The 13,821-nt window shown below is 42.7% G+C and carries 10 protein-coding genes and 1 pseudogene; 3 read left to right on the forward strand and 8 right to left on the reverse strand.

What is annotated here, in order from left to right; all coding sequences use genetic code 11:
• Nucleotides 1-60 precede the first annotated feature (60 nt).
• The 6 genes from TI10_RS16750 to TI10_RS16775 all read right to left on the reverse strand — a co-directional run bounded on the left by TI10_RS16750 (nucleotide 61) and on the right by TI10_RS16775 (nucleotide 8,253).
• Nucleotides 61-1,773, reverse strand: a complete 1,713-nt coding sequence (locus tag TI10_RS16750) for an OmpA family protein (protein ID WP_049584530.1) — start codon at nucleotides 1,771-1,773, stop codon at nucleotides 61-63.
• Nucleotides 1,774-1,789: 16 nt separating this feature from the next.
• On the reverse strand, nucleotides 1,790-2,434 hold the full coding sequence (tssL, locus tag TI10_RS16755; protein ID WP_049584531.1) for a type VI secretion system protein TssL, short form: 645 nt from the start codon (nucleotides 2,432-2,434) through the stop codon (nucleotides 1,790-1,792).
• Nucleotides 2,431-3,789 carry a type VI secretion system baseplate subunit TssK gene (tssK, locus tag TI10_RS16760; RefSeq protein ID WP_049584532.1) on the reverse strand — a complete coding sequence of 453 codons (1,359 nt, stop codon included), beginning with the start codon at nucleotides 3,787-3,789 and terminating at the stop codon, nucleotides 2,431-2,433. The genes tssL and tssK overlap by 4 nt, the downstream gene beginning before the upstream one ends.
• Nucleotides 3,790-3,809: 20 nt before the next feature.
• On the reverse strand, nucleotides 3,810-5,342 hold the full coding sequence (gene tssC / locus TI10_RS16765; RefSeq protein ID WP_049584533.1) for a type VI secretion system contractile sheath large subunit: 1,533 nt from the start codon (nucleotides 5,340-5,342) through the stop codon (nucleotides 3,810-3,812).
• 980 nt (nucleotides 5,343-6,322) lie between these two features.
• The gene (locus TI10_RS16770; RefSeq protein WP_049584534.1) at nucleotides 6,323-6,763 is read right to left on the reverse strand and encodes a hypothetical protein; all 441 of its coding nucleotides are present in this window, start codon (nucleotides 6,761-6,763) and stop codon (nucleotides 6,323-6,325) included.
• A gap of 278 nt (nucleotides 6,764-7,041) precedes the next feature.
• On the reverse strand, nucleotides 7,042-8,253 hold the full coding sequence (locus tag TI10_RS16775; RefSeq protein ID WP_049584535.1) for an MFS transporter: 1,212 nt from the start codon (nucleotides 8,251-8,253) through the stop codon (nucleotides 7,042-7,044).
• Nucleotides 8,254-8,647: 394 nt separating this feature from the next.
• On the opposite strand from TI10_RS16775, the gene TI10_RS16780 reads away from it, so the two are divergent.
• From TI10_RS16780 to TI10_RS16790, 3 genes are all read left to right on the forward strand, one after another.
• Complete coding sequence (locus tag TI10_RS16780; protein ID WP_049584536.1) at nucleotides 8,648-9,586, forward strand: fucose-binding lectin II; 939 nt, start codon at nucleotides 8,648-8,650, stop codon at nucleotides 9,584-9,586.
• A gap of 420 nt (nucleotides 9,587-10,006) precedes the next feature.
• The gene (locus TI10_RS16785; protein WP_049584537.1) at nucleotides 10,007-11,020 is read left to right on the forward strand and encodes a fucose-binding lectin II; all 1,014 of its coding nucleotides are present in this window, start codon (nucleotides 10,007-10,009) and stop codon (nucleotides 11,018-11,020) included.
• 536 nt (nucleotides 11,021-11,556) lie between these two features.
• The gene (locus TI10_RS16790) at nucleotides 11,557-13,005 is read left to right on the forward strand and encodes a flavin-containing monooxygenase (protein WP_049584538.1); all 1,449 of its coding nucleotides are present in this window, start codon (nucleotides 11,557-11,559) and stop codon (nucleotides 13,003-13,005) included.
• Between the two features lie 153 nt (nucleotides 13,006-13,158).
• Here TI10_RS16790 and TI10_RS25230 read toward each other — a convergent pair.
• Both TI10_RS25230 and TI10_RS16795 read right to left on the reverse strand, forming a co-directional pair.
• Nucleotides 13,159-13,407 (reverse strand): annotated as a pseudogene (locus TI10_RS25230) (transposase); the annotation flags it as partial.
• A gap of 119 nt (nucleotides 13,408-13,526) precedes the next feature.
• Nucleotides 13,527-13,820 (reverse strand): helix-turn-helix domain-containing protein, encoded by a 294-nt coding sequence (locus TI10_RS16795; protein WP_139180561.1) that lies wholly within the window; start codon nucleotides 13,818-13,820, stop codon nucleotides 13,527-13,529.
• Nucleotide 13,821 lies beyond the last annotated feature (1 nt).

Here is a 13,821-nt window from a genome sequence, read left to right on the forward strand (position 1 = left end):
TTTTACGTTTACTTCATCCGCTGAATTAAAAGCGTTGCCATATCCGCGCATGGCAGCCTGTTAGCGCGTTAGGTCTGATGGCGCTCCCAAAGATCGTGCTTCTCTTGGTGGTGGTTGGCAGGCAGCTACGTTCGGCGGCATTAGACTGATTTCAACTCTGCGGTTGACCGCACGCCCGGCAGCGTTTGCATTGGTAGCAATCGGCCGCGTTGCGCCTTCACCTTTTACGACAAGGCAAGCCGGTGATACGTCACTGGTTTGTAATATCCAATCCCGCACTGCTTTGGCCCGCGCCAGTGATAGCACGCTGTTTTTTGCAGCATCGCCGGTTGAGTCAGTATGACCGGTTATCACCACCATCCAGCCCGGTTTAGCTTTAATGTCGATCAACGCGTTCACCAATACTTTGGCCGCTTCTGGCTTAAGGCTTGACTGTCCAACGTCAAACAGCGACATGCTGCTCAGGTTCAATGTCTGCGGCAACGGCTTGCCGCCCTTCGGCACGGGAGGCGGAGATACCGGTAACACCGCATGGTTGATCACATCCATCAGCGGCGTATAAAGGCGATCGCCTAAATAAAGCCCTAACCCTAAGCGCACCGGTTCGCCGTCACGTTGATATTTCTCCAGCAATGTCGCATCAAGCTTGAGTTGATGGTAAGCCTGAACTTTCGCGTCGCTATCTTTTATGTCAACTACCTGATAATGCTGTAAATCACTGCGTATCTGGCGCAACAGGCGCAAGTTGTTCCAGGCACTGGCAGCCAATGCCAGACAGACAAATCCGCTCAACAGGCCAATACCCCAAATGACCGCTCGTCGGTGCGGTGTATAACCAACATAATGTGGCAACAGGCGTAACATGGCATCGGGAAATGGCGATACGTTCACCGCCTCAGCAATGCTGTGGCTAATGCGGGGTAAAGTGGTACGCTCGACCAACCATTTCGTCCACACGTTGTTTGCCTGCGGCGTTTGCGGCAAAAACGTCAACGCCATTGCAATCGGGTAACAAGGCTGGCTGGTCAACGCCGGTGATTGGCATTCGCCCAAGACGTTTTCCACCATCCAGCGTTGCCATGCCGCCACGACAATCGCCTGTTGTAAATGTGCAACGCGTTGCTGCGCATCCCCTTCGGTCAACCAGATATTCATCCCAACAGCGGCGTGTTTTTCTCCCCATACTGTCATTGTCGAGCTGTCTGCCTGTAGCTCGAACCACGGGCTAATATCGCCATCAAGATAGCCTGCGATTAATACCGGCGTATGACAAGCGGTCAGTCGAGTAACACGGTCAACCTGATAGCGAAATTCCCTGATCTTGGCCGTCATCACCGCGCGATCGCATTGCTGTTCAGGAAAGAGTGTCAATAACACGCTGATCTGCTTACACCAATCAGGTCTGGCTGCAATAATCGCTTCTACCAGTGCGCTCATCTCACTTTGTCTCGGCACACAGATAAAACAGCCTTGTGGCGTGAGACGTATCGGCTCTTGCGCAAACAGCGTCGCCACGCTATCTCCGCAGGTTAGCACCACAGGCTGACGCCACGAGGCCGCAGGTAATGCCGCCAGCAAACGGCAAATACGGTCCTGATGGGATATTTCAGGTGTGGTACGTCCCACTCGCCGCCAGGCAATCACTGCTGCCATCAAGATCGCGGCCAACCACAATGCGACAGACACATTCCCTAGCGGCAAGAAAAACAGACATAACAGCGCCGCCAGAACACAAGCTAAAAGCCACAGCGCTCGTTTTAGTACGCAACTCAATTTGCTCTCCTTAGCCTTATCCAACAGACAAATATTGCCGAAGGTAGAGACGCAAACCGCACCACGCCAAAGTTACTCCGGCTACAGCCAAGCATCCCCAAAACCACGGAGATCGCGTACGCCAACATTGGTCCCGATGACGGTTTGCATGGGGACGTATCATCTGATGAGGTTGCACCGCCATCACACCGGCACGATCAGTCAATACATCCAGCAATGACTGACGTTCCTGAGAGATCTTTTCCAAGTCGCCGCCCTGAAAACCCAGTGCCAATACGCGCTGGAAACCCGCTAATACCAATAGAGAGGGTTGCGGTTGATTCAACACCTGACGTATACGTTCAAACAACCGTTCTCCCGCATGGTTGCTGTTGCAAAATCGTGTCTGCAACGGCGTTTTCGACCAGGTTTCATAGCCGTTATCCCGCTCAGGGCGTCTGAGTACGGTTTCATCCAGTAATGCACACAAAGCATAGATGATGTGAGCCATATTCTCTTCGCTGATACCACTTGCACTTAATCGCTGCCGTGCCGCATCTATCAACTCAACCCCTTTTTGATATAACGCCTCTCCGCGCATCGATTTATCACCGATTTTTAGCGCAATCACTAACATCCCAATGTCAAGCATCAGGTCATCAATTGAAATCTCTTTGTTCATGAGCGTAACACCGCAAACAGTTCTAACTGAACGCCCGACAAGGTACCGGGCACATAGAAGGCGCAACTTCCCGCCTCCAACATGGCTTTTGCCATCGGATTATTCAGATCGAAAGCAAAATATTGATTTTCCAATCGCAACGGGATCGCCGCCGGCACATGGCTAAGCGGATGTAAAGGAATACCGCTCAATGACAGGTTAATCAGTCGCTCAACATCATCAGGCGCCCCCACTTTACACAGTTGCGGAAACTGGGTTTGTAGCAAGTGCGCTGGCATCGACGATCGCACAGAAAGATAGAAGTCTGCCTCTTCACACAATCGCCGGTCATGCAATGATGCTCTCCACTGATTTTCACGCACGACTTCCAGTTCAATCGAAATCACCCTTGATGGCAGACTTGCCTCAAGTAATGTACTGATAAGCCGGATCAATGGCGGGAAAACGTCACTTAATTGGTTGTGTTGATAATCAGGGATCGCATCAAGATCGCTCTCCAATGAGAACGTCAGTAACGCCCCCGCTAATTTCACCAGTTCGCGGTAGATGATTTCCGGGTGCAATGCAGGCGCGGCGTTAAAATTATTCAACACCGGTTCATAGCCGTTCAGCGCATTCAACAACCAGAACAACGACACATCCGCGACAGCAAAGTCTGCCATGCGTTGGTGACTCTCACGACGCATCCCCATCAGACGGGTGCGTTTAGCGCGTAGCTGAGTCAGCAACAGATCAAGCTGTTCCAACAAGGGAGGATGAGCAGCAAAAGAGAGCAATGGCGGAACGAAACGATTATCCAGAATCCAACCGCTTTGCCCGTCACGCGCCAATCGCGCCAACGGGCATGTCAGATAAGCCTCATTCTGGTCATGCTGAAAGCGCAGGGAAATTGCATGGCGTTCAACCGCAATGGATTCACGTCCATCACCGTACTTATCCTGTATCTCAATCCACTCCTGCTGATAACGTAGCGGCGGTTGTCCCGGCCCCACACTTTCACTACTCTGGCGGCAATTGCCGCCATTGGCATGCTCCAGCGGTAACGCCAGCAATACCTCAACAGCACGCATATCCGCCGACGCCACTTGCTGTAAATCACAGGCCGCAGGCAGATTGTCAGCATAATCGGTATCAATCAGCGTTCCATCCTGTAAACGGACTTTGAGATGCTGAACTTTCAGGCGGTTTAAGCGCAGCGCCTCCTGATCAAACCGAATATCAAGTACTCCCCAAGGATGAATCAGCCCCAGATGGGCAATACAGTTGTTAGTCAGAGCCTCCCAACGCGCTTGTTGCTGAAATTGTTGAGGGGCTAAAAAGGCGTCTTCAATCCAGAGAGGACGTAAAATTTTCATCATAACTCCCAATAAAATGATTACGATTTCGCTTTTGGCATCTGAGAAACCAGAGATAAATTGACGTCAATCCCTTCCACCTGAAAGTGCGGCACCGCATACAGTTTGATGCGGAAGAACCCCGGATTGTCATCAATGTCTTCAACCACCACCTGTGCTTCACGCAGCGGATGAGAGGCCTGCATGTCGTCAGTCGGATCATTCATCTCCGTGACCAGTGTGTTGATCCAACTATTCAGTTCAATCTCGAGCAGACGCCGATCCTTAGTGGTGCCAATGTTCTCCCGCTGGATCAGCTTTAAGTAATGGGCAATGCGTGATAGCAGGAAGATATAGGGCAGACGCGCATTAATACGACTGTTGGCCGTGGCTTCCCCGGTGTCATACACGGCGGGCTTCTGTGTGGAATGAGCCGAAAAGAAGCAGGCGTAATCGCGATTTTTGTAGTAAGAAAGCGGAATAAAACCCAAATTGGCAAATTCAAATTCACGGGTTTCCGGGATCAGCACTTCTGATGGGATCTTAACCTGATAACCGGCGCCCAAATCATAGAGAGGGGTCGGTAAATCGGTGACAGCGCCACCCGCTTGTGGACCACGGATCTGCACGCACCAGCCATTTTTGACAAAACTCCTGACCATATTGGCGGCAAAAGCAAAAGCGGCATTGGTCCACAAATACTTACTGCGATCCGGCCCACTTACCTTTTCGATATAATTAAACGTTCGCACCGGCACACTCTCCGGGCCATATGGCAGACGCCCCAACACTCTTGGAAAGGTGAGGCCAATATAACGGGCATCTTCGCTGTCGCGGAAAGATTTCCACTTGGCGTATTCGGCGCGTTCAAAATAGTGACCAATATCTTTCATCACTGCCACTTCATCCATGCTCTTTTTACCAAAAAAGGCTGGCGCGACGGCAGTAATGAACGGCATATGCGCCGCTGCCGCGACTTTGGCAATGTTGCGCAATAAGGCGATATCCTGCGATCCGGCGCTAAATTCATAGTCGGCAATCACCGCGCCAATCGGCTCGCTACCCGGTGTGTCATATTCCTGAATGTAAGCATGACGATAGAAACCGCTCTGAACAATTTCCGGCGTATCGTTAAAATCTTGTCGCAAATCATCCTTAGCCACATCCAACACTTCAATTTTGACGTTCTGGCCGAGATCTGTTCGATCAACCAAAAATTTCAAACCTCGCCAGGCAGATTCTATTTGCTGGAATTCCGGTTGATGTATCACCACATCCAGTTGGCGGCCAATTTTGCGATCCAATTTGCCGATCTCAAAATCCAGCAATGCTTTATCCAACTGTTCAACTTTTTGAGCAGAGTCTTTCAGCAGATCAAGAAGAACGCTAACCGCCACGGTCACCCGCTCATCTTCCGTCACACCCAGTAATGCCTCACTGTTATGAAAGCATGCAATATCACTTAATCGCTCCACCGGACGTAAATTGATTTTCTCAAACAAAGACGGGTAAACCCCACCTGTATGATAGTTAACCGTCGCTACAGAAGATGTAGCCTGCTCTTGTACAGTCATTCAAATACCTTTACTTAAAATCTGGTGAAAAATAATGTGACCATGCACCGCCAGTATGTAGATCCCATTTAATATTAATACGCACCTTAGGAACTTCATTTTGAAAACGTGGGGTCATTGATGACGCCTTCCTTTACTACCAAAAACAGAATAAAAATATCATGGTCATGGCATGATAATTTACTGGAATAACATGCTTTATCAGATAGTTATGAATCAGTAATTAAACGGACACACAAATTATGAGGGAACGAATAATGGCATCTGAATTGACGAACTCTCTAACAAAATCGACCCATGCAAAATAACCACAACTTAATACACATCCTAATACAGAATTACGGCAGTAAAACATCCAACAAAGAAAAAATTAATCTTATATAGATAATAAGAGGGATAACATCAACAGAAGTTAAACAAGACAGAATTAAATAAAAATAAATGAGATCTGGGAAATTCTTAATGAAATTTTATAACTAATTATAATTGTTACTATTTTTAATTCTTAATTTGTTTCAAATTGTAACAATCTGTAATACTCAGTAAAAATAAGCAATAAACATCGAATAATTGTAATTATTGTTTCACGACTTTATTTAATCTTTTCTCCTCAAATGATATTGATTATTAATTATACCCGTCATCTTTCAAGTTGCCTCTTTGTTGGCTGCACGCCATCACGCTATACATGGTAAATGATTTACATCATTCACCTGTTTAAGTAGATTGATTCTTTATTACAATAATAGGTAATTGAAATCGTTTAATAAGATAAATAGTGCATAGATAATCATTAGAGAGATAAACGATTTCTACGCACATTAGCATTCCAATAATTTAATTATTAGCTCCAATAAAAACCCACTTGATAGTCAATCAAGTGAACTATCAACAAGGTAATTAAAATGCTGAACAATACGCGAAGAAATGCTCGCATTTCAACGGCTGTTTATTGATACAGAACGTTATCACTCATAACGCTATACCATTTCTAGATTAATATTATTATCATTAAATTCTAACGTTAGGATTTTATTTCCACCACCTCGATTATTACCAGGAATCTCTAATGCATCATCGTAACTAAATTCTCTATTTATAGAATATTTAACCGCATTTTCATTTGGTGGATTCCAATAATCCTGAAATATCCAAATATTAAATCTGAATTCAGATCTTAATCCCTGTTCGGTATAAATATGAATTGCTTTATTAGGTTCATATTTATCACCTATCCAAGGGGCCCATAAATCGCCATGCCATTCAGACATCTTCTCCACAGAAAAGTTTCTCCTGGCAACATAGCCATGTTCAATGACAACTTTGCAGGGCGTTTTATTATAAATAGATTTAATATTTGTCACTCCCGCGATAATATTAATGGCTGGTCTATTATGAGTGTTATTTGATTTTCTTTCCATTTTATTCACCTATATCAATTAATAAGTTCAATATAATTATGATAGGATTTATGATAACTTCATCCTTTCGCACACTGTCATCCAGCATTGACCAAAATTATCCTTATAACATTAATTTCCCCCAGTAATATTACACTTCAAACAACATTTAACTCTTACTAATCACGCTAGTCTTCTTATATCAATGATTAGCCTTAAATTCAAATATAGCGCAAAATCGCTATTTTACCATTAAGGCTAGATCACAGATCTATCGTTATTATCCCTTAACTGTTACGCTAAGCATTATTGATTAAATTTTTCGTCCCACTTTTCATCACCTGAGCTAATTTCATTACATATATCGGTAATATCAGGGCGCTAACCATAGTCAGTATGAAAATAGGTCGCACATTCTCAGCAATAATCTCTTTACCGTCTAAGAAGATAGAGGAGAAGAAAAACACCACACCGGCTCCCAAATTGGAAAACGCCATCTGGAGGGCGCCAAAACCCGCACGATTTTCAGGCGTCGAGGCATAAGAAGCGAGCACGTTTGCCGCCATCACCTGCACATAAGTCGCGAACATAAAAAGTGAGAAGAAAACATATCCATCTACTTTTCCCGTCAATCCTAGAAAGATATTGACAATAAATAAAGTCGCCGCCGCAATGGTAATTCTCTGAGGAGGATATCTATCACAAAGCTTCCCGGTTAAATAAGTGCCCAACCAAGACGCAATACCACCGCAAAAGAATACCAGTGAGATTTGATTTTCCGGGATATAAAACACATTAGTTAATAACGGAGCAAGTATCGGAATAAGCATGAAGGGACTAAAATTACTGACACCACTTGCCATCCCGGCTAATGTTATTTTTTTGGTCAGCACAATTTTGTTCTGACTATTTTTTACTTTCTCTGCGCCTGGAATAAAGAAGAGGATTAGAGGTACACTCACGATGCATAAAATAACGATCAATAAAAAGGAGACTTTCCAGTTAAAACTCTCAGCCAAATATAAGCACAATGGTATACCTAAAATGCTAACGAATGAAAAAGATGAAAACGCAATCGCCAGCACCCTTCCCCGCATACTTTCTGGAGAATTATTCAGTAAGATCCCAATACCTACTCCCAATGTCACACCACCAAACAGACCGGCAATGATACGTAGCAGAATAAGTTGGTATGGTTCCGAAGAGAAAATCGTCAGGAACGTAATCAGGCCGAGAAACAATGTGTTTAAAATGAGAACCTTTCTTTTATTAAAGCGATCAATAAAGAAAAAGGATGTCAGGCCAGAAAATACCGAGGAAAAAACATAAACACCCGCAATAACTCCCGCCATCGTAACCGGCATGTGAAAATCTTTCGACATGTAAACAAAAAGCGGAGTTACCATCATGTACTCTAATGCATTAATAAACTGAACTAATGCAACAACCATCGCAATAACAACTATATTATTAGTTCCAACTACCTGATTATTTCCAATTAACTTCGACATTATGAGTCTCAATTCCTGTTGGCTTAAATTTCATCGACGTGGTAAGCAATTTACATCACATGCAGAGCAAAAAAAAGCGCCATGTATCATCACCGTGAGCGTCTAGCGTAGCCAAGCTTGACGTGGCGCTGATAGCGGCAAAACAGAATCATCAAGCAATGGCAATTTCCAGGCGCTGTTCATTGTTAGGAGTAAGTCACAAATGCCCGGCCTTTCTCCAATCATCTTATAATTGATACTCTATTGGTGGGATTACTATCTCTATTAAGAATCATAAAAAAGTAAAATACCTTGCTGATCCCTGAAGCAATTTAAAAAATTATGCAACAATAGCATGATGAAATCAGGGATATATCAATGATGAGAAATAAATAACACATCCTCTGGAGAGATCATGGCGAATATACTTAAATATGGCGATACCGTAAAAATATTAAATAGTTTCAGAAACTGGGATGGCGGATATCTTAGTGTATATGGAACGAGTGGTATTTCAGATGGAAAACATACCGTAATAACCACTTCTCAAGCAGGAACATTCTGGCGAATTGAATCAGGAACGGGCAAGCCTGTCGGCAGTGAAGTTATTAACAATGATACTATTTTACTCCACAATCTTTATCAATGTGATGGCGGCTATTTAGGGCATTATCAATCCTCAAGTCAACAGGTTCCAGAAGGTGAAATATACCCGATACATACATCAGATAAAAATATCCGCCCAGAAACCTTAGAGTGGATTATTTATTCTGACATGCCATCTATAGATGGGAAAATCAAAGAAGATGAAAGCATTACGCTATATAACCGTTGGGGAACCAGAGGCTTTCTTGATACCAATGGTTGGGTTGGAATCCCTGAAACAGTATGTCATGTATATACTTCTGCTAATAACCTCCGCAAACCTTATACCGGCCTGTGGAAAATGACACAAGTTAAAGATCCTTGTCTCCCGGTGACCAAACCCTCCAATTGTGCTGGAGAATGCGGTACTAGTGACGGCGGTAAATATTGTTTTCAGGTACCTCAAAGTATTCGATTTGGTCTGATAACTTATACGAATACAATTATCCATCAACAAACAGTAAAAGTGTATATTGACGATCTTCTGGTCGATACATTAACCGGCAAAGCGACAGAGACGAAAGCTTATACATCCGGTACAGGTAAAATCTGTATTGAAATTATCGGGGATGGCAAACCCTGCAAACTCCGTTATTCCTATAATACTCTTGATGGAAAACCCGGCTCAGTCATTATTGGTGCTGAAAATGATTCCAATAATAATTACAACGACAGCGTAGTCGTATTGAACTGGCCTCTGGTGAATTAGTTAAAAACACCCTGTTAATTTCATTATAAAAATCATTAATAAATTAAAGCGGTATTATGCCGCTTTTTATATAAAAATATTATCAATCTAATATATTTTTAACATGTCATCATTAAATCATAAAAACAAATAAAATATAAATACAAAATAGCTCCTTATGCCTTAATTTCACAATATAATCATCACCTCTTAGTATATATTTATATTTTTTTCAAAGAAACAACACCATTAAATCAATAAATAACTCATTAATATATAACATTGCCATAATCTATCTTTTCCATTAATTTCTATAGTGTAAATTTTCTGTTTCACCAAATAGTCTTAATGTCATTATTTCTATTATTTATCTATGAACAGGAAATTTAACAAATATGAGAAATCAATGACAAATTTAAAAACTACAAAGGATATATATTAATGAACTCAAGTGTCTATTTATTCCTTAATGCAGATAACGCTAAATATAATGAGATATCAAAAAAACCAGACCTTAACTATCCTAAACCTATCAGCAAAGATTGGCATAACTTACCTATCGAGTTTCAAAGAAATATTGACGATGTGATTAATTTAAATGGTTATTTATATTTTTTCAAAGGCTCGCAATATGTTAAATTCAATATCGCCAAAGCTAAGGTAACTGATGGGCCGAAGTTTATCTCAGAGGGATGGCCCGGACTGAAAGGAACCGAATTCGAAAATGGGATAGATGCAGCCACAGAATTTACAACAAATATTGTTTGCTTCTTCAAAGGCAGTGACTGTATCGATTACACTGTGAATTCACATACGATTAAACAAAACTCTATTGCAGCCAGATGGGGCATTACAAAGAAATACACAGAATTCAGTACCAATCTAGATGCGGCTGTACAGAGAATATCTTCTCGTATTGATCTCTTCAAAGGAGGTAATTATATCCGGTTTAACCTAAAATCGAATTCCATTGATTATGGACCGGCTCCCATTTCTAATTATACCGGAGGTCCCTTCAACAAAATTCAAGCAGCAGTATCAGTTGATCCCGATTTATTAGGCAGTGACCGAGGCAATAATGGGGGTTGTGGTGGAATATGTGATACTAATGACACTGGTAAACACTGTTTCCAGTTACCTCAAAGTATTCGATTTGGCCTGATAGCCTATTCTAATACCGATATTCATCGGCAAACGGTAAAAGTCTATATTGACGATCTTCTAGTAGATACATTAACCGGTAAAGGAACAGATAATCTGATGGCGACTAAAGCCTATACATCCGGTACAGGTAAAATCTGTATTCAAATTACAGGGGACGGCAAACCCTGCAAGCTCCGTTATGCCTATAATACCCTCGATGGAAAACCCGGCTCAATCATTATTGGCGCTGAAAATGGTACCGAGGGCAATTATAATGATAGCGTGGTAGTATTGAACTGGCCCCTAACATAAAAATGATTAAGAAAGTTCAGTCAGCAATAAGTAAAAATTAAATCCCCTTGAACAACTTCACATTTTTAAAATAATTCAGAGAATATCCTGTTCTCTGGATTATTTTATCGAATTAACCGAAAAATATCCCTATGAATAGTTAGGATCTAAACTTTGGGAAAATATTCAATCAATAAAATACATCTGATTTCCCGCTCCGCTAAATTCTGTCTGGTTCACTTCTAAATACTTGTATCATACAATATTGACTCAAGAGCAGATAAAAATACTGGAGCAAATTGTTGGTTGTGTTTATTTCGTCTATAACGTGACTTAAACGCGGTGCCCAATATTCATATTTAAGGGTTGAAAATATTCTCATGCTAATTATTTATTTGTGGCGGCAGGGAATATTGACACGTTCAACGCTTGTAATAAGCAATGTAAGACTAAAGCAATTTCATATTGCTATGATACTGTCAATAACGATAAGAATCACGTTGCCTTAGTCAGGTGAGTTTCAACTCATCCACAAATGACCTTGTAGGAGAGATACAGTGAGTAACCATTATGATGTTTTGATTATTGGCGCTGGTATTGCGGGCATTGGTACAGCATGTCATTTAACAAAGAAATGTCCTGATAAGAAGTTTATTATCTTAGAACGTCGCCAAACAATAGGCGGTACTTGGGATTTATTTCGCTATCCAGGCATTCGCTCAGATTCAGATATGATGAGTTATGGCTATAAATTCCGCCCTTGGACAGACACCAGTATTTTTGCCGATGGGCCTTCAATTAGAAGTTATATCGATGCAACAGCAAAAGAGTATGAAATTGATAAGAAAATACAGTTTGGACTAAAAATCACGCATACTGACTGGTCCAATGCGACTCGCCAGTGGACCGTTACCGCGGTTGATGAAATCAGTGGGGAAACTCGGCAATTTACCTGTCGTTTTCTCGTCGCTGCAACAGGTTATTATAACTATGATGAACCTCATTTACCTAAATTCCCCGGCATTGAAGATTTTAAAGGCCCGGTAATTCATCCTCAACACTGGCCTGAAGGATTAGATTACAAAGGAAAGCGGGTTGTTGTGATTGGTAGCGGCGCAACAGCAGTCACTCTACTTCCTGCAATGGCAAATGATACTAAACATATTACGATGCTACAGCGCTCCCCGAGTTATATTCTGTCAATCCCTGGAAGAGATAAGATAGCAGAGTTCTGCAAAGGCATTATTCCACAGCGCTGGATTTACGCATTGAGTAGAAATCGCAATCTCTTTCTACAGCGCTTAATTTATAAAACGAGTCGCCATTTACCTAATTTATTGAAATCATTTTTACTGTCATCTGCTCGCAAACGCGTCGGCCCAGATTTTGACATGAAACACTTGACGCCAAAATACATGCCGTGGGATGAACGGCTCTGTTTTATTCCCAGTAATAACCTATTTAAGGTACTGAAAGAAGGTAAAGCCTCTATCGTTACTGACAATATTGAACGCATAACTGAAAACAGCATCTCATTACAATCCGGCCAAGAGTTACCAGCGGATATTATTGTTACCGCCACTGGACTGCAATTACATTTTCTTGGCGGAATTGAACTCTCTATTGATGGGCAAAAGCAACAAGGTCATGATCGCATGCTTTATAAGGGCACGTTGATACAGAATATCCCTAATTTTGCCTGTCTGTTTGGTTATATCAATAACCCCTGGACGTTGAAAGTTGATCTATCTGCGGATTATATCTGCCGTTTGTTGAACGAGATGGATCGTCGTGACGCTACAACGGTGACACCATGTGCTCAGCCGGGTGAAATGCAAGAGGACGAACATATTTTTAGCGCCTTGCAATCTGGTTATGTAAAACGTGCAGAGGACTTACTTCCTCGTCAGGGACGTAATTCAAACTGGCAGGTTCCGCATGATTACAAAAAAGATAAACAGGTTTTGGGACAGCCTGTAGATGATGCCGCGTTGAAATGGACATAACCGCACGAAATTAAAAAATTAGTGGTTATATAATATACCCTCAGACCGCTGACAAACCTCGCTGAAAATCACGAGGTTTGTTTCTTTCATGATGAAGGATCATGCCACCCGCCTCATTTATCCGGTTTTATCCCCCGGCAGGGGTATTTGGGCTAATTTTTGTACCAGACGGCGTTCACTGGGAATGCCAAATAAATAGCCCAGTAATATCATCTCAATCAGCCCGACCGGATCAATGGCAGGCCGGCCATTATTGTGGCAATACAACGGGGCGACTCATTCGCAGATCAAGTCGAAATCAATGGCAACATCGACTTGACGGACCAAAGGGTTTTTGGGGACCAGCTCGTCAAGCGACAGAGTTTCTGGCGGGAAAGTTTGGGGAGACGGTGTTCTTAACAGGGCGGCAAGCTCCGTCTGGTGAACGGAACTGAATTAAAACAAAGTGACGGATAAAAAACCAGCACTTTGTCAATAATCTGAGCAACCACCAGGTTGTTCTTACCAGCATGTGAGTGAATTCAACCGGCCTGAAAAACAAATCGTCCGCCTAAAACAGCAGCATAGCGATTGAGTGTTCCCAACTGAGGATCAACCTCCCCTCTTTCCAGTCGGCTGATATTCTGTTTCTGGGTTCCCATCCGACGGGCAACATCTTCCTGAGTCATTTTGCAGGCTTTGCGCGCCAGTTTGAGTTGCTGGACAAGAGCCTTGCGAGCCTGAAGATCATCCCATGCCTCCAGCCCTTCAGTTGTTGCCAGGAGCTCAGCCTTAACATCAGACAGCGTAACGAAATCGTAATCATCACTGTTCATT

This window comes from Photorhabdus luminescens subsp. luminescens (genome assembly GCF_001083805.1).
GTDB classification, from domain to species: domain Bacteria; phylum Pseudomonadota; class Gammaproteobacteria; order Enterobacterales; family Enterobacteriaceae; genus Photorhabdus; species Photorhabdus luminescens.